Origin of the sequence: Delftia sp. RIT313 (assembly GCF_000632165.1) — a bacterium.
In the GTDB taxonomy this organism is placed as follows: domain Bacteria; phylum Pseudomonadota; class Gammaproteobacteria; order Burkholderiales; family Burkholderiaceae_C; genus Comamonas; species Comamonas acidovorans.
On the sequence record NZ_JFYT01000037.1, the window covers coordinates 1 to 20610 of the forward strand.

Sequence of the window (20610 nt, forward strand, 5' to 3'; positions counted from 1 at the left end):
AGACTGGCTGGCAAGAATTGCGGCGCTGGATGCCACGCAGCCCTCTCCCACCCCGCCCCGTTTGCGCAACCCCCGCAAGGCAAAGCGCCGCAGGGCGGTCACCATCGTGGCAATGGCCGTGCTGCTGGCGCTGCTGGCCATCGCCCTGGCCGTGGCGGTGCAGTTGATGTGGGTCAAGTAGCTGTCACACGGCAGCAACGGAAAGAGCCTTCAAGCGTGAAGCCAACCGAGCCGGGGCTGCTGTATACCCTCACATCCTGGCGAAGTCCCCATATTGTTTGCATGCTCACTTACGCCTAGCATGTGTCCACACTCAACGCAGTGGAGGTGCCATGGCCGATCCCGAAGAACCACTGGAAGTACGCTCAGAACGCTGGCAGTCGCTGAAGGGGCTGGACATCGCCTCCGTGGATCTGGGCCCCATCTGCGTGGTGCTCATGCTGACGCTGATCTGCATGGCCGTGATGATGCTGCTGGCCAAATCCGGCGCCGAGCAAGCACGGCAGGCCCAGCCATCGTCCCAGGCCAAGGGCCCAGCACCCCGACCGAAGCCGGCGCAGCCCGTGACCGAACCCGCCCAGCAACAGACCTGGACGCCGGCCTTGCGCACCTAAGGGCGACCTGAGGCCGACCTGAGGGCGTCAAGGCCAGGCAGCAGCACCTTCAGAGTTTCACCGAACGTGTCGCAATGAAGGTCGGCACGAACTTCTCGATCACAAAACGGGCTTGGGGCTGCCAGTCTTCATGAAATCCCGTCAGCACCAACCCCGCATCCAGCTGGCCGCCGATCTGATCGGCCAGCGTATGGCCGAACACCAGCGCCTCATTGCGCTCCCGCTTGGCATCGATCGCTGCGGGCGGCAAATCCACCACATCGGAATACGGAAGGCGCCGCGCAGGCCGCATGAGCCCTTGCTCGCGCAACGCGGGATCGCGGTCCTCCACGAAGACCACCGGATTCCAGAAGCTGGACAGAAGGCGCCCACCCTTCGCGAGCACCCGCGCGCATTCACGCCATACGGGCCGCACATCAGGCACGTATAGGTTGGAGATGGGGTGAAAGATCACATCGAAGCCGGCATCTGCAAAAACGCCCAGATCGCGCATGTCGCCCTGCACGCAGGTCAGCGCAAGGCCTTCGCGCTGCGCCACATGACGGTCCTGTGCAAGCTGCCCGGCGGAGGCATCGAACACGGTGACCTGCGCACCCGCCGCCGCAAGAATGGGCCCCTGCTGGCCGCCGCCGCCGGCAAGGCAGAGGATGCGCAGGCCGCGCACATCATCCAGCCAGCCCGCTGGCAAGGGGCCGGGCGTGAGCCGCGCCTGCCAGCTTCCGGCACGGGCCCGGGCTATTTCAGCGCTGTCGACCGGGCGCGACCAGTCGCAGTCTTTCGCTGCCTGCAGGTTCCAGGCAGCGGTGTTGTGGGCAAGGATGTCGATGGGTTCTGTCATGGGCACTCTTTCATAAAGAGGCCGCACGGCGACGCGAGGTTGCGTTCAGAAAACGCGGAGCAGTCAACGGGCATGCAGGTGGTGACGCGGGCGTCCGCCGTGGGCCGGGAATGGGCTTCGGGGGATCGGTCGGACTAGGGTCCGAAGGCGTCACAGGTTCATGTCAGGCTCGCAGCGGTCGCAGGAATGGAAGAGGCAAATTCTAAGACTGCGCAAATTGCACTGTCAAACCACTGCGGCGCGTTCCCCACACGGTCATGCGGAAGTCACAACCGTGAGACGGCTTGGCTGTAAGTTGAACACGCACCCTCGATGGCGCTGGCTTCTGCTGCGCCATGGCGCGCCCGCTGACGACCGGCCTTTCCCAACCCGGCGCCCAATGGATACCGAGGAGCAACACTTTGAAGGAGAGCTATGCGTAGTCCCAAGAAAGGCCGAGAGCCGATCCGGCTCATGGACCTGGCCCCCGCCGTCTTCTGCATCCAGTGCGAACAGGAAAAACCCGCCACAGGAGCCCGCCAATTCCACGCGTGGCATGTGTGCAGCGACTGCTCGCAGAAGTTGGCCCAACTCCCCCCGGCGCAAGCACCCACGGCGCACCACGCGCACTGAGGCAAGCGATTTCCCAAAACGAAAGCCCGCCAGATGGCGGGCTTTCTCATGCCCTTGCGGACATGAGCGGGGGGCGGGAGCGGGACGTCGATGCGCGCCTACCAGGGCACAAACATGATCACCAGTGCCACAGCCACGATAGCGGCAACGATGTACATGGTTCGCTTGGTGGCGAACCGGTTGCGGGACGACGAGGTGGGCACTTGGCCCGGGGTGTTGGGAGTAGGTTTGTTCATGGCCTCAAGCATGGTCGCCGCCCGGGACCGGCTCTGTCGGACAAGCACAGCTAAGGCAATCAGCGCAGAGCAGGACAAGGGCGTCGGCCTTGGCGCAAGGTGACGCTTGTGAACTGCCGTGGGCCCACTGAGCGCAAGTGGCCAGAAAAGACAAAGCCCGCGAGTGCGGGCTGTTGGTCAGATTTCGAAGGCAGTGCGGTCCACTGCATCCTTGATCCACGCAGGAGGCTTGCCCCGGCCGGTCCACGTTGCGCCGGTGGACGGATCACGGTACTTGGGCACGCCTGCACCGACGGGCGACTTGCGCTTGCCCGTGCTGAACACATCTTCCTGGGTCAATTGGAATTGCTGGACGAGCTCGCGAACCTTGGCGATGGCCCCGCCTTTTTCGGCTTTCAGGACTTCGGCAATGCGTGCTTCGATCTCTGCCTTTTGCTGCAGGAGCGTCTTGTAATCAGGTGTCATGGACTTTTCTTGGGTTGTATGCTAGCGAGTCAGCATTCTATGCACAAAATGCCGCGCTGACATACCTTTGCATCGCAAACCGAAGGTTGCGGACGCAACACTCCCAACCTCCAGAGGTATAGAGTGGCGCAATGAACAAAGCACTGGAACTCTCAGGAATCGCGCTGGTGGCCCTGGTGGCACTGGCACTCAGCGCATGCGCCCAACAGAAGCTGGCACCCTCCGTGGGCATGGCCAATCCCGCATCGGTCTATTGCGGTGAAATCGGCGGACAAGTCCGGATGGAGAAGACGCCCCAGGGCCAGGAAGGCATCTGCGTGCTGCCGAACGGCACGGAAATGGAAGAGTGGACGCTGTACCGCAAGGACCATCCGGCCAAGTAGTGGGATAGTGCTCTGCACGAAACACAAGCAAGTCGTTAACGCCCCGCCGTCACTGCGCAAATGCACAGCTCACGGCCGCGCAGGCAGCGATACCCCCCAGCGAGCCTTTTTCTTGCGTGGGCTCCGATCACGAGGCAATGAACAGCCCAGCCTTGCCCTCGAAGATCTTGGCCAATGCATCCTTCACCTGCCGCAGTTCCACCTCGGGGACCATCAGGGTCACCACGTACTGGCGTGTTCCGTCCAAATCCCGCGCTACCTCAGGCGGTGAATCAGCGCGCAGCACTTGGCGATCCAGGGTGACTTCAAGATCTCGCACCCTTGTTACCAACTGGTCCAGCACTATCAACTCGATCTCATCCTGGTCGGGAAAACGGGTGAGCGAGAACACATAGTTCGCCGTGCGGTCCAAGCAATAAACAAGCGCCATCTCGTAATGCTCTTCATACGGTGAGGCCGATACCTCCGCGTTCAGCAGCCTGGGGCTCTGACCCAGATCAGCCGGCAAGATAGTTGGCACAGATTCGTCGGCCAATCCCGAGAGCCGTGATTCGGCCTTTTCCCCGCCCGAATGGCCGCTGTCCCAGAAGGAAGAGTCACGCCATCAAGGACGGCGGCGGGGAGAGCGCCGGCAAATCGGCATGCGGCATCCCTGACTTGCTCGCGCAGGCCGTCAAAGACAGCGCGCAGCTGGTCAAGATCACGGCGCAGCAGCGCTTCACCCTCGGCGGTGATGATCCCGGCCGCATCGCCGACCACTTACAGCACCCGATCATTAATCGCGGCCCACGTCCTGCACCAGGGATGCACGGTCATGTCGTCCAAAACTTGGCGCAGCTCGCCGCCGTCGGTCAAATACAGCCGGCTGAAATCGCGGGTGGAATACAGGCCCGTGGGCGTGCATGCCATCGCCAGCGAGCGGCCAACACGCACCTGCACCCCGCCCGACTCCGTCACATCGACGTTGTCGGCGCGCACGGACCACGACAGGCCGAGCTGCAGCGGATCGGTGACGTTGTTCAGGCCTCGGAAGGAGCGGATTGCTGGCATGCATCCGACTGTGCCGAGAAACTCTGAATGGGTCAAACCCTAGCCGGGGCATCGCTACACAGCAAAATCAACGACAAAAAAAAGCCTGTACTAGGCAGGCTGGTGGAGACCAGATTGCCCGCAATCCGCGGGCCTCCGTCAGAACTTGTGCGGCAAGGTAGCTTTACAGGTTAGAACCACTTCACCTTAATGTCGCTGAATTCCAGCGTCCATGGTGCGGAGGGATTGTCCGCGAAGACAAGGCCGAAGGTGAAGCCAGTCAACCTATTGTTGATGATCCAGCTTTCAGAATTCACAGTGTCTTCAATTGCGAAGCCACCACCGACCGTGGTTCCACTCTGCTTGATCGTGTACGAGAAATAATTGGTGCTGTTCACGTGGAGCAGAACGTCATACCAAGCGTTCTCATAGATCCAGCTTCCGCAATATGAGCCACCCCAAACATAATTGCTTGGCTCTCCGTTTGCGGGATTCACAAACCAAGTCTCGGGTTGACTACGCACTCCGCCTGCGCAGGGGTTGGCCGTTCCACCAAGTCCTCCGACGATGAGGCCGCGCCCACGGTTGTACCAAGAGGTGCTTTCGCCGCGACCCACTACTGCGAAATGCGCGCCAGGGTTTGCTGTGAACAGGCCAGAACTCCTGAAGCGGAACGTGATTTCTTGAGTCTGTGTGCCAGACGGCTGCGTCGTACCCATCGTGTGATGCAAGAAACCCCGAGTTGGTTGGGAAATCTTGTGGGACGGAAGCGTTTGCAGGCCCCATGAGTACTGCTCTTGCACTCTATCCACCGCGCTGCCACCCACGATAGATCTAGAGAACACGATTCTCGACGGATACTCTGGTGTAGCCTGCGCCGAAGCCGTGAAGCTAGCACCGATTGCGGACACGGACAAAGCAGCGACCGCGCACTTTTTAATTGCACTCACAACAACCCCTTCATAGTTGGCCAAATTGCCAAGACGAAGGCTATCACGCGCGCAAAGCAAGCAATCCAATCTTCAATAGCCCAGAATTCCAAACACTCGCAATAAGATAGCAGTGACTTATTGCTATCCACTCTGTGCGGATTGCTATTTGTGCCCTTGCTTCATGGCATCACACCATGCCCGGCATCATCTTCTGGCTGCTCGTGATCGCAGCCGTCCTTTTCTTCAAGCTGACCACGCCCGACGAGCGCCGCTCGATGATCGAGACCTACTGGCTGATCATCATCGGGCTCGGCGCCGTGGGCTTCATCTGGCAGTTCATCCGGCGCGGCGCCATCAGTCTGTGAGTTTGGCCACGCGCTGCGCGAAGGCGTTGCGCTGCTGCTCGATCTGGGTCAGCCGCTCGCGCTTGATCTCGCCGGTCATGAGCCGATCCCCCTCGATCTTCTTGGCGCGCTGGCCCAGTTCCGCCATCTGCTGCTTGGCGGCGTTGATGGCCATGCGGTTGCGCAGCTTCGGTCCCTCCTCCTCCTGAATACTGCGCGCCAGCTCGATGTCGCCCGACTTGATGGCGGCCTGATGGCTGGCCCAGGCCTGCTCCACGCCCTTGGCCTGCTCGTACATGGTGGTGACGTAGCGGCTAGAGCCCGTGGGCAGTTCCTCGATGAAGTTGCCGGCCAGGAAGGTATCGCGCAGGCGCATGGACGGGCGCTCGCCACGGTCGAGCATGGGCCTTGCAATGGTGTCCGTGGCCGTGGTGCTGACCGTGGCCAGCCAGCCGAAGTACCCGCGTAGGAGGAAGTCCACCTGTTTCGGGCTCAGGCCCGAGTACTCCCCCTTGGCCAGGCGCACCGGGTCGGGCAGGCCCCAGGAGCCCAGCAGGCGCGCCACTTCCGAGGTGCGCTCGTTGTAGCGGTCCTGCGGGCGCAGGCGCTCATCGGCCATGCCCTCGATGGCCCGGCCGCTGAAGCTGTCCTTGTTCGCGTAGACGTCCAGGAAGGGCTTGATGGCCTGGGGCGTCGGGTCCATGGCGAAGGTGTTGAACACCATGTCGCTGATGCGCTGGCCGAAGCGCTTGCCCGTCATCTCCTCGCTCATCATCAGCTCGGCCGTGCGCTCGGCCACCGTGCCGATGGCACCCACCTCGAACGGCTTTGGGATCCGGAAGGCCTTGTCGCCAATCTTGAACCACCAGAAGTTGTCCCGGTCGAAGTCCTCGCGCTTCTTCCAGTCGTCGTCATCGGCATAGGCGGCCAGCAGGCCCAGGCTGGCCATTGAGACAGCACCGGCCATGGCGGCGAAGCGGCGCGGGTCCTCGCCGGCAGCACGGCCCAGCTTGTACAGGCCCTGCAGGCGGGCGTTCAGGAAGGGCACGGTCTGGGCCAGGAAACGCACCGTCTCCCATTTGCCGGACATGCTGAAGTCCATCAGGTCCCGGGCCTGGAAGCTGGCCTCGGCATGGCTCAGACCCTTGGCGCGCAGGCGCTCATACAGCGCCGTGCGGTTCACGTTCTCGGTGCGGTCGCCGAATTCCTCGTACACCTCCCACAGGGAACGCATCTTGTCCTTGAGCTTGTCGAAGCCCTGCTTGTCCAGCATGGTGCCGCCCAGGCGCTCGATCTGCCCGCGCAGCTGGTTGGTGTTCTCCTGCGTGCCGAACTTGATGATGCCGCCGCTGGCCAGCATGGAGGCGTAGGTCTGGCTGTCCTTGGCCGTGGCCTTCCATCCCTTGGCGACGTTCTCCAGCGGGTTGTAGCTCAGGTCGCTCTGGGCGATGGCCGAGAGGCTGTCACGGATCAGGTTGCGAATCTTGAAGGTGGGGTTCACCGTGACACCGAAGGTCAGCAGGCGCTTGAACGGCGCCATGACCTTGACGATGCCGCCGGGCGTGTAGCTCATGGCTGAGATCGCATCGACCAGCAGCGGGTCCTCAATGGCCCAATGCTCGGCCAAGCCGTTGCGCATGACCTTCACCGAGCCCTTGGTGTCCGCCGGCACGCGCTCGGCAGCGCCAAGCTTCTCGGCCGCGTCCATGGTCTCCTGCGAGGCCCGGTTACGCGCGGCGGCGGCATACAGGTGGCTCCAGTTCATGAGCGTGTTCTGCAGCAGGTCGGCATTGAGCTGCTGTGTGCCGCCCTTGAGCTTCTTCCAGGCCTGCTGGTTCACCAGCCCGGAGCTGAAGCGCGGGCCGCGCATGCCGCCGTCCTCTTCCATGAGGCGGTAGAACGGCACATAGGGCTGGTCCTTCATCAGGTCGTAGGCGGCCTGGTCGATCAGGCCCGAGTCACGCGCCACCTTGAGGCTGGCCTCGTTGAAGGCGTTGAGCTCCCGCAGCGCGGCAGCGTACAGAGGCATGCGCGCCGTGCCGTCGGCCATGCGGCCGGCATCCAGCGAGCGCAAGGCCGTGATGTCGCGGTCGGTCAGCAGGTTCTCCTTGCCCTCGGCCTTCAGGCGCTGGGCACGCTGGGCGGCCACCCACTGGAAGAATCGGTCGTGCTCCCCCTTGAGGCTGGCCAGCACGTTGGCGAAGCCGCCGTCCTTGATGTCCACGTCGGCCACGCCGTCGCGCAGGTAGGGCTTGCCGTAGAGCAGCGCAGCTTCCACCGCACCGTCGCTGCCCTTGGACAGGCGCGCCAGGATGTAGGCCTTCTCGCTGATCTCCTTGATGGGGGCGAACTGGTCAACCAGGCCCTGGCGCAGCCGCGTGCCGAAGTTCTGGCGCATGGCCTGCGCGCGCTCGGCCCAGGTCTGCTTCACCTGGACGCCGAAGGCATGCTCTGCGGCACGGGCCTGCTCGGCGGTGTAGTCGCTGGCCGTGGGTGCGGCCGGCGCGGCCCGGCTGAACTGCAGCCCATCCCCCCCATTCTTGCCAGCTTCCGGCGGGGTCAATACAATCAACCCATTCCCGCCATCGCCTTGGGCGTTGGGATGCAGGGTGGAGACCACGGTCTCTACATTCGTCGTGGCGGGATACTTTCGGGCAGACACTGCCGCCAGTTCCCGCCTACCAGTCCGAGCCTCTTCGAGGTACAGAACGGACCCATCCTCCATCTTTTTCACATAGACAATCTGCTGCTTGCCGAGCCGATTGGTAGTGCCCAGCACCACACGGTCCGGGCTGCTCACGATTTCTGGCAGCCTCATGAGATCCTGATCGGTCAACGGCACCTGCCCGCGCGCGCGCTCGCCACCACCATCGAAGTGATTCTTGATCATGTGGCGCACAGCAGATCCATCCAGTACGTGCGAGAAGCCCGCCACATCGAGGCCTACTCGCACCACCTCGCGGGCGAGCCAATCCGACACCTGCCCCAGTACAGCCTTCTGGGGTGCATGACCAGGACCGCGCGCAGCCTCAATGACCGCCCGAATCTCGCCCTCCATCCCGGCGATGACCCCATCCAGCCCGCCAGCCAGCGCCGGGTTCTCCCGCTGCGCGATTCCGAACGCCAGGTTCACCAGGTCCTGGCTGTTGAAGTCGGCGCGGCTGCCGGCGATCTTGACCCACACTTGACGCAGAGCCTTGCGCACCTGGTCCAGCCAGCGCGCCACGGTGCCGGGCTTGGCCAGGGGACTGGGCCGCACACCCATCTCCAGGGCGACCTGCACGGCATAGGGGAACAGCTCCTGCGATGAATAGGCCTGCGTGTCGCCTGTAGCCGGCTGGGAATCACGCACGCGGGCGGCGGCCTCGTTGTAGACCTGCCGCTCCAGGCTGCCTTCTGGCGCACGGGCCCAACCGCCGATGGCACCATGCAGCTGGTTCCAGCCCTCCTCACCCAGCACCGCAGGCCCGTGCTTGTGCATCAGCTCGTGCGCCACCACGCCCAGCTCGTCGCCGGCCACGATGTGGTCAGAGATGACGAACACGGTCTTGGAGTTGGGGGCGTAGAAGCCCTGGGCCTTGCCGCCGCCCTCGGCTCCCATGGCCACCGGACCGATCAGCGGCTCCCAGTTGGCACGGATGTCGTCGGAGGTGGTGACCACGATGCGGCCCAGACTGTTGGGCAGCACGCCCATGCCGCCCACCAGCTGGTTCACGGCTTGGCGCACAGAGGAATTCGTGGCGGCAGCCGGCGGCGGGCGCAGGCGGCGGAGCGTCCGGGCCAGTTCCTCGGGCATGTTGCGGCTGAACTGCGCTGCGGCAGCCTGCTCTACACTGGCGGCATCCCCCGCAGAGCGGATGGAAGTCAGGTCAGGGCCAGCGGCCCGGGCAGATGCGTCCACCCATTGAGCTGCGGGGGATTCTTCGTTCAGGGCCCGTGCGGCCTGCTGCTGCCCAGCGCGCGCCGCGTCAGCTGCATCCACCTCAGCCAGGATCTGCGCCAGCCTCTTGCCCTTGGGATCTATTCCCAGACTCCGGGCCACGCGGCCGGCAGGAAGCGAGCTGGATCGCCAGTTGGCCGGGCGGGCTGCTGCTGCCTGCGCTTGTCCTTGCGAGCCTGGCGCCGGGCCGCCTTGCGCGCCATCGTTGAAAGTCGTGGTGCTGGCATTCGTCAGACCTTCCTGCGCTGCAGCAGCACCAGCAGCCGGCGCGCCTGGCGCTCCAGCTGCTTGCGGAGGTTGCGCGCCAGCTTGCTGGGCTTGATCGGCTTGCGGGGCAAAGGTGGCTCCTGTGGCTTGGGTCAGGGGGCCAGGCCCAGCGGCTTCCAGGGCGCCGGGTCCGGTTGGGGGAATGGCTGATGGGGCGGCCACGGCGGCAGCCTGTGCCTGGGCACCTTGGGCATTTGCGATCTCCTGGGCCTGCAGGGCGGCCTGCTGGGTGGCGTCGAAGCCGGCATCCACCGCCATGGCCGCGCCGCGCGACAGCGGACCGTCTGCGGGGTTGATGCCCATGCGCTCGGAGGGGCGCTGCAGCGGGCGCTGGGGAATCAGCGCCTCCATGGCGGCGTTGTCTGCGAAGGGGTCCACGGCTGGCGCGCGGTCGGCAGGCAGCGGCGCAGGCTCACCCACACCCCGGAATCCCATGTAGGCGTCCACCATGCGGCGCACGCGCTGCGTCTCGCTGGCGTCGAGCGGCTGCTCGTTGATCCGGGCCAGGCCCTCGTTCAGGCCGCCCAGCACCTGGGCACTGTTCTCGGCCCCGCCATCCAGCAGGTTCTGCAGCCCAGACAAGATCCGGCCCGTGCGCACGCGGGCGTCCACGGCCGCGATGCCGGCGTCCTCGCTGGCCTGCTGGAACTGGCCCTGCAGCTGCACGCCCATGGCATCAGCCGCCTGCAGCCCGGCACCAGGGGCTGGTGCACCAGCAGGATCAGCACCCACGTTCTGGGCCAGCCAGGCGTCTTCCATCGCATCGCGCACCGTGTCCACCGTCTGCTGGGTGGAGAACTGCGTGCCGCTGCGCACGGCGGCTTGGACTTCGGCCACGTAATCGGGGCTCTGCGCAGGCTGCTGGCCGTCGCCGTAGTTCTCCCACCAGCGGCGGGCCTGCTGCGCGTCAGGGTCGTTCACCTCGCGGATCGACTGGCCCATGATCTTGGCCCGTACCTCCTCCCGCTGGTCCTCGGGCAGGTTGGCGAGGTAGCTCTCCACCTCGCCCACGCGGCCGACGCTGCCGTCAGGGAAGGAAATCAGGCGCTCGGGTGTTTGGTTGCCCAGCAGCAGCGGCGCCTGCGTGGCAGCTACCTCGGCGGGGGCCTGCTGCTCATCCTGCTGTGGCTGCTGGCCGCGCGTGTGCCCAACCGTCAGCAGCGACGTGCCGGCACCCGTGACGCCGCCCAGGGCCGCGCCCATGCCGGCCGCAGCCGCCACACCCTTCGAGGGATCAATGCTCTGATCGAACGGCATGGCCGCCCGCTGGCCCTCGTACTGGGTGACACCTTCCTCGACAGCTTCCTGCGCTGCCTCGCTGGCACCCGTCTTCACGGCACGCGCAGCAGCACCACCAGCAAATCCCTTGCCGTCGGCCAGCAGCCGCTCAGCACCGAAGGCACCGCCAGCACCACCGACCACGGCCGGCAGCACGCTGGCTCCGCGCGCAGCAGACACAGCCTGGTCCTCTGTGGCGCCGCCCTGCTTCGCCAGGTCGTAGGCCGTGCCAGCAGCATCACCACCAGCCATCGCAGCACCAGCAGCAACGCCGCCCGCGCGGCCCGCCGTCTCCACTGCCTTGCCAGCCAGGCCGCCGGCACGCGCCGCCAGGCCTGCGCCCTTCACCGCCAGGCCGGGCCCAACGAACGAGCCCGCAGCCTGCGCCGCAGCTAGCAGCGGGTTCTGCGCCACGTACTTGCCCACGGCCGCCAGCTCGCCGCCGACACCATCAGCGTCCTGTACCTTCTGCCGGAACTGCTGCTTGGAGGCCTTGACCACATCGCTCTGCGCGGCCTCGCCGGCCTGGATGATGTTTTTGTCAATCCAACCCGAGACATCGTTGCCGGGCTTGACGAAGTTCGCAGCCGCCGAGACGCCGCCGGCCGCCGCGTTCGCCGCCTCGATGGCTGTGTCGTTCAGGACGGCCAGGGGATTGCGGGACTTGGGCTTGTAGGGCGTGGCCGAGCCAGGGTCGAAGTCCAGGGCGCCAGATCCCTGAGGCTTTGCGGTTGTGGGGTCGAATTCGAATGCCATGCCCCAGTCTCGCCATAGAGACCGAGGCAGGCGAACCCTACGCGGGGTACGCGCGGGCGAAGAAAACCCCGCTGGTGCGGGCTGCTGCGAAAAATAAGTGGGCCGTTTCGGTTTTATGCGCGCAAGAGGTTCCAGTATTGACTACGCCGGGAGGGCGGTAGGTCTTTCGGGTTTTGGAATTGCGTATGTCCTGCTCACCACGTCAAAGATAATCTCGAAGCGTTCCCCGGGCCTAATGCCCAATTCTTCCGCTGCAGCTGTGAGCCGACGTATTTGATTATTGGCCTTGACACTGATAGCCGGCAATGTGTGACTTTCATGTTCGAAGTCGCCCAAAATCTTTCCAGACAGATAGTTAGGCAAGTACACGACCCGCCGACTAGCTGACTTGGAAGAAGCTGACTGGGTAATCATGGTTCGTACAGGAATTGAGAGATCGATCTCCTTCGAAGCGAACTCTGAGGAGGGAAGGCTTGCCAACTGTTGGGCAATTTTTCGCTTACGAGCGTCGGCAAGAGCTTCCGCAGGCAGGCTTCGGCCACGAATCCCGTAGATGGCGTGATCCAGCTTGCAGAGTGCTGAGGACGTTGCCGTAACTTGACTGACAGCCACATTGCTGACACCAAGATTCCCGATCAGGTGCGCCGCCAACTCAGACCGGGTTGCCGCTCCTCCATGCATCTCAATTGCTTCGATAGCCCCAAGCTCGGTTTTCGAGAGAACTTCTGTTTTTTCAATCTTTATCTTGGCGGTGTACTTGTTGTGACCGTTGGCCGTTAGCCACTGCCAGCCCGCGAACAGCTCAGCCAAGACGTGCACGGGTGGCACAGCAAGAGCGCGAGCGCCTTCTCGATAGAGCCACCGATCATCCGTCATAAGCGCAGAAGCGACAGTGTCGATTTCAACACTTCCAGTTGCCACACTCATGAGTTTGCGCATTCGATTGGCTGCAGCACTGCTTTCACTATCAGCCAAGGTGAACCATCCAGAATCAGAATCCAACAGGCGAAAACCGGGAGCCTTCGAGAACACCGCCTGCAGGGTTTCCAAATCCTGCGCGACTCCTTGCTCCAACGCAAGGAGCCCAGCGATCCGAACGAAGTTCGTGCACCCCACGAATGTGCAATCACGCCGTGCATGAGCCAACGCAGCGCTTACCCATGTTGCAGGCGCAAGAGCAGTTTCCACAATAACGACTGGCTTATAGCCCTCGTGGGTGCGGGCCAATGCCGAGGTCTGTTGGACAGGGCTTGGTAGGCCCATAACCTCAGCGAACTGGAGCGCTGCCTGAAGTCCGCAGCCTTCGCCAAGAAAGCGGGCTAGTTGCGTATCCGCCTCTTCCAGCGGCAACGGCATAATCCGGGTCGCCACGCTCAAGAGCTGCTCCAGAGCTGGCATCTTCACGGGCTGGGCATGCAAAGATACGAGGATCGCATCGCAAATCTGGCGCACGCGCTCTCTTGTGATGCCGTAGCGATCTCCCACCGCTTGGAGCTCCAATCCACGCGGTCCACCATATCGAGCCAGGAAAATCCCGATCCAGCGCTGCCGGGCCTCCTCTGATCCCGGGCGCGGATCAGCTTGATCGATACCATAGATGACTAGATCAGCGAGCTCATCCGCCCAAGTCGCCTTGCCCGCATCCAAAAGCCGGACGCAAAGGTCATGAACTGCGGCAGACATCACGGGTCGTCTCAGCTGTTCAGCAATCCAGACCGATAGCTTTCGACCATCTGCGGCCGGGAAACGAAGGTCATTCGACTCAAGTGCCTCAATCCATGGCGATGAGAGGCAGACACTCATGCGATCGGAGAATTCAGCATCAACAGGAACATCGCCACTCGCGTAAACAGTGGTTGCTGTAGATTTGCGCCAGAGCGCGGGAACCCAGTAGAGCGCTTCCAGCTTGGCCAAAACACCTAACGTATCAGCAACTGGCATTCTCAAAGCGTCTTTGACAGCGCGCAGCGACAGACTCGGAAACGAATTGATGGCTTCTTCATTCCTGAGCAGAGGCACCATACGCAAGCGCTCTTCATCATTTAGAACGGTCCGCCATTGCTCTACAATTTTTACGTCGACTCTCGACTCCCATATGACGTCAAACGACGGACGCCGGCGCTTGACGAAGTGTGCCCGTAGATCGTTGGCCGTTCCATTGCTGGGCAAACAAGGTCGCTGCCAAGCGAGCAGCTCGCTGGCATCTACCATTCCTAAAGTGCAGTCGAGGGGCTTGGCGACGAAGCGCACAGCGAAGCTGGGCAATACTCGAGCATGTCTTGGGCTTTGCGCCGCGATGCTGCCTGAAGTCAATGCAGTTATCTCCGAAAGTTAATTTGGCGGCTTATTCATGGAGCTCAGCGGCAGCCTAACACAAGTACATTGGGCGATAATTCGGAAACCTCCATACATAGCTCCTCCCCCTATTCCTGCTCGTGCCGGGCTCAGTGCTGGCTATCGCCGGCACGCTAACATGGGCCGGTGGCCACCTCTGGGCGTGGAGTGGTACGCTTCGGGCACTGCTGTGTAGGCAGCTCAGAAAATGGAACTCAACAGAGCCCAGCGCCGCGCGGCATTCGCTGCCGCGTAGGCAGCTCAGAAACTCCTCCTTCGAGTGCTTAGCCCTGCACCAAAATTCACTGCCGTATAGGCAGCTCAGAAATGTGATCTGTCGGCAGAAGCAAAAGACAGGTGGTTCACTGCCGCAAAGGCAGCTCAGAAAGTCTACAGCGCCATGTGCGCGCTGAACAATGTGTTCACTGCCGCACAGGCAGCCAGGCCCGCCCAGCGGGCCTTTTTCTTGGACGCTGCTCACACGGGCCGCGTCCGCACCTCAGCTGTCCAGGCAGATTGCCCTCGGGGCAGCAACGAGCCCTGATCCGTTGCAGCGATGTGGAGATATTCGCCATCCCTCAAGGCCCGCGCCTGTTGTGACAGCTGCTCGCGCACGTCATTGGATTCAGCGCGGAGCTTGCTGATCACCATCTTGTTCACCTTCAGCTCGCGACAACAGCGGCAGGAAAAGTGCATCCACTTTCCATAGTCTTCGAGGAAGGCAGTGCACTGGAGGTTGCATAGGGGGCACGGGGCTTGGATTGAATCTGGCATGGCTGCACCCTGAAGAAATACTGAGCGAAAGAAACTCTGAACCTGTTGTACCGCACCTGTGCCGTCCAAAACGAGATGACGAGGTAGGGGTTGGCCTAAGCTGGGTGGGCATGCTGATTGCCGCCTGTACAGCCTCACAGCCTGGGAGAAGATACATATTGGTACAAGACCCGAAAAAACGGTAGCATGCGCTCACATTTAACCAATCGAGGTGTACTGACATGCGAGTATCAATAACTCCTGCCGTTGCCAATTCGGCAGAGGGTCCACATGGATGAGTGCAAGCCGGGCCAGGACAGCGACCAACAACCCCAGTGGTCGCCTACGGGAGCACTGGCCCTGCTTATTTTGGGAGCGCTTGCGATAGCTGCGGCGATTTGGCTCATCGCGAAGCAGCACCGCACCCTGCCTTGGCAACTGCGAGCCGCAGCCATTGCCGCACCGGCGACAGAAGCTTCGCCATCAGCCGCAGCTGCCGAAATGCTGTGCCCAAATCAGAACTGGACTGCAGGCGAACGCACGTGATGAGCTTCTAGCGCAGGGCTGGGTTCAGAAACGACGAAGCCCGCGCGGGGCGGGCTTGTGTGGACTCTCAAAACCAGTGCGCCCGCTACTCGGCCAGTTTTCCTTTCTTTTGACCACGCCACACGCGTGATCTAAGCCTCTCGATAAGACTTGAGGCTGTACTCTCAGAGCTATCAGTCAGATGAAATCCAGCAAGCCACTTTGCATAATTTTTATCTGGAGGAAGAAATCCAGCATTTAGAGGCCTCGAGAAATCTATGGTACTAACCCGAGGTATCGATGAGTGCGATTTTTTTCGTAGGATGTTTATTAAAGCATTCCGAACCTTATGCCCATGAGCAACTAGGTCAACACAAAGTATGTGCGAAAAAAATGCTAAATCCTGAGCAAAAGAATCTATAGATTCCACAAGTTTTGGATAGGTGACATCTGTGACTAAAACGTCCTCTTGCCTTAACCCAAGATAAACGTAGTGAGCTTTATCCTTTGGTATTTCTCCACTCACAAATCTCTGAATCATGAAATCACGCTCTTGCACGACTTTTCCCAAGCCCCTGAGCGCAGCATACATTTCACTTGCAGCCGCTATGGTCCTGCCACTATTTGATATCTTGGAATGCAATATTTCCTGGATTATTTCAATAGGAGCTTCTGGCGATGGGAATCTCTGAAAATCAAACTGAAGTTATATCTGATCACCGCCAATCAAATGCAAATTCTCGACATACTCAATATCATTTTGTTTCTGAACCAAATTTTCATGCAGCGACCTTGAAAACTGACTCCTGAAGCCGATAGCTGTATTACAGACCGATGCCCCCAACTGTATTAGTGCATTAACGCTTCTCAATTCTGACAATAGCTCTTTTCTAATGCTGGTCTTCTCAACAATGCGCTGGGCACCCCATGCACCGCCCGCAGCGCCGACCAGCCCACCAACAAATGCAATAGCCACATTGCTAGCAAGCAGAGTCAACTCGTCCATAGATTCCCTCGGCTCTTGAAAATAAGTCCAAACAAATAACCCGCTCAGGGCGGGCTAATATTAGACCAGAATAGCCAATTATTCCAGTCTCTGGTTCGCTGCAACTACTTGCCGTCGTCGTTCTATATCGACGCACAGAGAGTGTGCGTAACGGACCCTCTGAATCACGTCCTGCACATCTCGCATTTCTATCTTTTCATCTAGATGATAGTCAGCTTGATTTCGCTCATCCTTGAGCCGCACCATAGCCTTCGCGAGCCTCGCTGCACTTTCTCTGCCTGCATCAGATATCATGGAATAACTTCTAACTCGCCGAATAGTATGCGCGTGAGATGACTCCCCGCCGACTCGCGCGTCACCATTGATTTTTTCAAATAACTTATCAACAACATGAAATAACGAATAGTAGGCACGCGATATAGCGCAACGTCTTTGCGCTTCTCCGCATGGCTCACTATCTGCTAGCGCTTCAGCTAATGTAAGCAGATCCTCTGGCGTGCAGCTCATCTTTAGTTAGATATTTGAATTCAACATTAAGACTTAAAGGGTCCCATCCATCAATAGATGACAGTCTTACGGCTAGAGCGTCCTCAAGCTCCAACTCTTTTTCTATACCGCCGACAAAACGGACTCTGACCCGATAGGTACTATAGCCCTCGGGATCATCAATAGCTTTCGTCTCCAAGGCAACGATACGAACCATCTGCTCAGTTGCCAAATCCGAAACAATTCTAAGTTGATACTGAATTTTATTCTCGTCAGTTCCGCAACGAGAGATCTCATTCAGGCAATCCTTAACATCATCTTCAATTATTTTCAGTTTAGTGGAGCCGCCAGCAATTTTATTAATTAGTTCTAAGCATCTGGAATATCTACCATCAAAAATCAACCCATCACAAGCACTATGCACAACTGGCACATTCAATGGATCTAATTCAATCGCTCGCTCTGCATAGTCTGCAGACTGCTGTATCTTCCCGATTAGTCGACTCGTTACAGACGCATTTAGAAAAACGACAGATGATGGATCAAGTTTTATTGAGTTGTTAATCCAATAATCAACTTTATCGATATCCCATTGAAGAACGGCAAGCGCAGACCTGCATACACTGGCGGCAGCTGGATCTACTTTTGCCAGTGCATCTGCCTCGCGTTGAAGCAGCCTCATATCCCAGTCAGACACAGCCTCTTCTGTATTCAAGTGCTCTTGGATTTTTTCCATGAGCGACTGGGCAATTGTTTGAGGTTGTAACTTGACCATCGCGGCAGTATACAAGGAGAGGTTGTAGAGGTTCATGTGAGTGCGTTGTCAAAGATTCATGTAGCGGGCAGGTCACTGCGGTGGCATCGATAGATGTGAGGTTTCTGTAGAAAGGACTGCTACATTCCGCCCATGCGCCCCCTCCTAATCCTCCCCGCCCTCCTCCTCGCCGCCCCGGCCCTGGCCGCCAACATGGCCACCTGCCTGCTCGACAAGCTCCCCGGCACGCAGAACGATGTCGCAGCCCAGGCAGTGTTCCAGGTCTGCAGCGCTGAGCACCCTGGCGGGATTCAGGCCGTGCCCCAGGGAGATGGCCGGGGCATGCTGGGGTTCAAGTCCGGGCCAGAGTGCACAGCGAAGAAGGCGGGAGATACGCGCAGCACCAGGGCGGCGGAGTTGATTGGGATGGCTTGTCGGCGGCTGTATGACATCCCATTCGACCCATCGACTGCCCGCCCGGTGAACTGACCTATGCGGGCTCCCAGCCTGTACCGTTGAACTTGGCGCGACGGCCCTGCCCATCCACGTAGACCTGGCCAGCCTGGAACTGTTGACCCTGGGCCTGCTGCCCCGGCTGCAGCACAAACTGCCCGCTCTGGCGATTGAACACCGTGGATGGGGTGTTGTAGGCCCGGCCGCTGGTTGGGTCCACCTGCTGCCCGCCGGGCACCACCAGATACGGATCAGACTGCGGCGCCCCGCCCTCGATGTCCCGCATGTACTGCACGAGGCTGCGGCGCTTGGTCGGGTCCTGTTGCTGGGCCACCTGATTGCGCGCCGCCTCCACCAGCCGGTTCGTGCGGTTCGTGTAACCCTGCGTCTCGCGGTCCATGTCCAGGCGCTGCTGGGTCAGCCCGGCCTGCATGCCAGCGCGCTGGTTCTGCCCCTGCTGCTGGAGCAGCGCTTGGTAGATGGAGGTGGCGCGCTGCAGGGATGCGGGGTCGCGGCCCTCGGCACGGTCAAAGCCACGCTGCGCGCCCAGCTCGGAGGCCACGATGCTTGGGGCACGGCGGATACCGAGGGTGCCACCGGACAGGCTCATGGACGGGCCGGGGCCGGGCGTGGCAATCTGGCCCGAGGCCCGCAGACGGGCCATGGATTCGATGTTGCCCTGGGCGGCCAGGTTGTCGGCTGCGCCCATGTTCTGTGCGCTGGGGCCGCCACCAAGTGCACGCGCCACCATGGGGTTGTCCATGATGCTGAAGCCGGGCCGGTCGCTGCCCCAGGGCCTGATGCCAGCGGCCTGGACCAAGGGGCCGCCGAAGCCAGAGGGTGCTGCGCCGGCCGGAAGCGATGTGACGGAGCCACGCGGGGCGGAGCCGTTGATCGAGATGTCGCCGGCCACGTTGGTGCCGGAGTAGCTGTTGCCGATGCGGGAGACGTTGGAGGTGGTGCCGGGGGCGGCAGCGGGTGCTGGTGCTGCAGCAGGTGCGGGCGTGGGCGTCACCGGGTTGTCCCGTGCAGCCTGCACCAAAGGCGACACAGGCCGGGCCATGGGCGGCGGCGTGGTGCTCGGGGTGTCGGCATTCGCGGCGCCGGCCAGTGCGGCACCGCCGGCCACCACGGGCGCATAGGGTGCTGCTGCCTGTGCGGCTTGGCCCACGCCGGACATTGCCGGCTGTGCAGCACCGAAGGCCCGGGCGACCAGCCCAGTGCCACGCAGCGCCGCGCCAGGGATGTTGCCCACGCTGGGCAGCGCGGCCAGGTTGCGGCCCAGGTCGTTGTTCAGGATGTTGCCTTGCGAGCCGTCCGCTGCCGGGGCCTGCCGCTGGCCGCCGGTTGGGATCTGGCCCACCAGAGCATCACGTCGGCGGGCTTCTTCGAGGAAAGGATTGGTGGCCATGAGCGTTCCTTGGTTGCTTCATGGCAGTGTGGCTCACAACAGAAACTGTTGAAAACCGTACTGGGGGGCTTTCATGAATGCCCCAGCTGCGTAGCTTCCATCCAAATCCAAGCGTTAGGATAGAGCCACCAAAACAGATTGAAACTATTTAATGAATCGTCTTCTGACGCGTTTTATCAACGAGCGCAACTACTCCCACTGGATAAACACATGCGCGCTTCTCACTGTATATACATCGTCGCGCGTGCTGATGAATCTCTGGCCCGATGTATGTTGGCTTCCACGAATGGGAGGGGTCTTGGTTGGAGTCGCCGTGGTGATTCAAGGATACATGGCGGCAAGAACAGAACAGTTCAATGAGCCCTGGCGTTGGGGTATCCCCAAACGAGTGGTCTATACCCACTTCTCCAGTTGGGCAGCAGCGATGGGCACGATCTTCTGGACCTTCGGCGATTTTTTCCCAGATGTCCTGGGACTATCGAACGCTGCTTGCAAGCCGCCAGTTTGGGGATGATGAAGAGTCAGGCCAGCGGCCCCGGCACAGCCACCTCGCGCGACCGCACCCATTCCTCATTGCGCCCGCTGGCCTTGCGCCCGAACTCTTCCTCAAAGCGGCGCAGGCAGACGGCGGCCTTGGCATCGTTGTACAGCTCGGTGTCCTGAGTGCTGTAGGCCCGGTAGAGCATCCATTCGACAAGGGCCTTGTGCAGCTCCGGGCGGATCTCTGGCTTGTCGATGTCGCAGCGCAGCGTCTTGAGGGGCAGTCGCTGCACGGTCAGCCGGATCTCGCCGGCTGCTGCTGGCGTAGGCCACAGGTGCAGGCGGCCCGTGGTCAAGCCGGTGACCAGGCGCTGCGGCACGTCCTGGCGCTCTTGGAACTGCCAGCCCGGCATGGCGCAGTCCATCTCTTCCACGTTGAGCACTTCCACGGCCTGGCCGGCCACGAAGGCGCGCAGCACGCGCACCACCTGCGGGGCCAGGGCCACGGACTCGTCGCCCGCCCCGAACGCCACCTTGCACATGGGAGAGGTGGAATCGCGCAGCAGCTGGGCGCGGCGGCACGCCTCCTCCTGGGCCTCGTTGGCGTAGATCGTCAGGATCGGGTCCCGGCACAGCGGATCGGGCTCGGCATCGTCGGCCTGGGCTCGATACAGCTGGATCATCTCCTGGAGGTTCATGGCGGGCCTCGGTTCG

Annotated in this window: 18 protein-coding genes; 6 read left to right on the plus strand and 12 right to left on the minus strand. The window is 61.4% G+C overall.

What is annotated here, in order from left to right; all coding sequences use genetic code 11:
• The coding region (locus BW39_RS09280; protein WP_043821291.1) for a hypothetical protein at positions 1 to 181 on the plus strand (181 nt) is incomplete at its 5' end.
• A gap of 151 nt (positions 182 to 332) precedes the next feature.
• Positions 333 to 614 (plus strand): hypothetical protein, encoded by a 282-nt coding sequence (locus BW39_RS09285; RefSeq protein WP_012205894.1) that lies wholly within the window; start codon positions 333 to 335, stop codon positions 612 to 614.
• A gap of 49 nt (positions 615 to 663) precedes the next feature.
• Here BW39_RS09285 and BW39_RS09290 read toward each other — a convergent pair whose 3' ends face one another.
• From BW39_RS09290 to BW39_RS09300, 3 genes are all read right to left on the minus strand, one after another.
• Positions 664 to 1452 (minus strand): class I SAM-dependent methyltransferase, encoded by a 789-nt coding sequence (locus tag BW39_RS09290; protein WP_043821293.1) that lies wholly within the window; start codon positions 1450 to 1452, stop codon positions 664 to 666.
• A 710-nt stretch (positions 1453 to 2162) separates the two neighbouring features.
• Positions 2163 to 2300: a hypothetical protein gene (locus BW39_RS31655; RefSeq protein ID WP_172642938.1), complete on the minus strand. Its 138-nt coding sequence runs from the start codon at positions 2298 to 2300 to the stop codon at positions 2163 to 2165.
• A 177-nt stretch (positions 2301 to 2477) separates the two neighbouring features.
• On the minus strand, positions 2478 to 2765 hold the full coding sequence (locus BW39_RS09300; protein WP_012205896.1) for an H-NS histone family protein: 288 nt from the start codon (positions 2763 to 2765) through the stop codon (positions 2478 to 2480).
• Positions 2766 to 2896: 131 nt separating this feature from the next.
• On the opposite strand from BW39_RS09300, the gene BW39_RS09305 reads away from it, so the two are divergent.
• Positions 2897 to 3148, plus strand: coding sequence for a putative hemolysin (locus BW39_RS09305; protein WP_013802146.1), 252 nt, complete (start codon positions 2897 to 2899; stop codon positions 3146 to 3148).
• A 127-nt stretch (positions 3149 to 3275) separates the two neighbouring features.
• Here BW39_RS09305 and BW39_RS09310 read toward each other — a convergent pair whose 3' ends face one another.
• From BW39_RS09310 to BW39_RS30950, 3 genes are all read right to left on the minus strand, one after another.
• Complete coding sequence (locus BW39_RS09310; protein WP_052155304.1) at positions 3276 to 3683, minus strand: hypothetical protein; 408 nt, start codon at positions 3681 to 3683, stop codon at positions 3276 to 3278.
• Between the two features lie 224 nt (positions 3684 to 3907).
• On the minus strand, positions 3908 to 4198 hold the full coding sequence (locus BW39_RS09315) for a hypothetical protein (RefSeq protein WP_043821297.1): 291 nt from the start codon (positions 4196 to 4198) through the stop codon (positions 3908 to 3910).
• A 170-nt stretch (positions 4199 to 4368) separates the two neighbouring features.
• Positions 4369 to 4896, minus strand: a complete 528-nt coding sequence (locus BW39_RS30950) for a hypothetical protein (protein WP_152547212.1) — start codon at positions 4894 to 4896, stop codon at positions 4369 to 4371.
• A 407-nt stretch (positions 4897 to 5303) separates the two neighbouring features.
• Between BW39_RS30950 and BW39_RS31660 the strand changes: the two genes are divergently transcribed.
• The gene (locus BW39_RS31660) at positions 5304 to 5474 is read left to right on the plus strand and encodes a hypothetical protein (protein ID WP_200871507.1); all 171 of its coding nucleotides are present in this window, start codon (positions 5304 to 5306) and stop codon (positions 5472 to 5474) included.
• Here the strand turns inward: BW39_RS31660 and BW39_RS31665 are convergent.
• From BW39_RS31665 to BW39_RS30965, 4 genes are all read right to left on the minus strand, one after another.
• Complete coding sequence (locus BW39_RS31665) at positions 5464 to 11694, minus strand: LPD38 domain-containing protein (RefSeq protein WP_200871508.1); 6231 nt, start codon at positions 11692 to 11694, stop codon at positions 5464 to 5466. The genes BW39_RS31660 and BW39_RS31665 overlap by 11 nt on opposite strands.
• 141 nt (positions 11695 to 11835) lie before the next feature.
• Entirely contained in the window at positions 11836 to 14007 is a 2172-nt protein-coding gene (locus tag BW39_RS30955; RefSeq protein ID WP_152547213.1) for a hypothetical protein, read from the minus strand.
• A gap of 2005 nt (positions 14008 to 16012) precedes the next feature.
• Positions 16013 to 16312, minus strand: coding sequence for a hypothetical protein (locus BW39_RS30960; protein ID WP_152547214.1), 300 nt, complete (start codon positions 16310 to 16312; stop codon positions 16013 to 16015).
• Between the two features lie 469 nt (positions 16313 to 16781).
• Complete coding sequence (locus BW39_RS30965) at positions 16782 to 17609, minus strand: hypothetical protein (RefSeq protein WP_152547215.1); 828 nt, start codon at positions 17607 to 17609, stop codon at positions 16782 to 16784.
• Positions 17610 to 17705: 96 nt separating this feature from the next.
• Here BW39_RS30965 and BW39_RS09335 point away from each other — a divergent pair, with 96 nt between their 5' ends.
• Positions 17706 to 18041 (plus strand): hypothetical protein, encoded by a 336-nt coding sequence (locus BW39_RS09335; protein ID WP_043821303.1) that lies wholly within the window; start codon positions 17706 to 17708, stop codon positions 18039 to 18041.
• Position 18042: 1 nt separating this feature from the next.
• Here BW39_RS09335 and BW39_RS09340 read toward each other — a convergent pair whose 3' ends face one another.
• Positions 18043 to 19416 carry a hypothetical protein gene (locus BW39_RS09340; RefSeq protein WP_052155305.1) on the minus strand — a complete coding sequence of 458 codons (1374 nt, stop codon included), beginning with the start codon at positions 19414 to 19416 and terminating at the stop codon, positions 18043 to 18045.
• A gap of 151 nt (positions 19417 to 19567) precedes the next feature.
• Between BW39_RS09340 and BW39_RS30970 the strand changes: the two genes are divergently transcribed.
• Entirely contained in the window at positions 19568 to 19930 is a 363-nt protein-coding gene (locus BW39_RS30970) for a hypothetical protein (protein WP_152547216.1), read from the plus strand.
• A gap of 7 nt (positions 19931 to 19937) precedes the next feature.
• On the opposite strand, the gene BW39_RS09345 is transcribed toward BW39_RS30970, so the two are convergent.
• Positions 19938 to 20594, minus strand: coding sequence for a phage adaptor protein (locus BW39_RS09345; protein ID WP_043821306.1), 657 nt, complete (start codon positions 20592 to 20594; stop codon positions 19938 to 19940).
• Positions 20595 to 20610 lie beyond the last annotated feature (16 nt).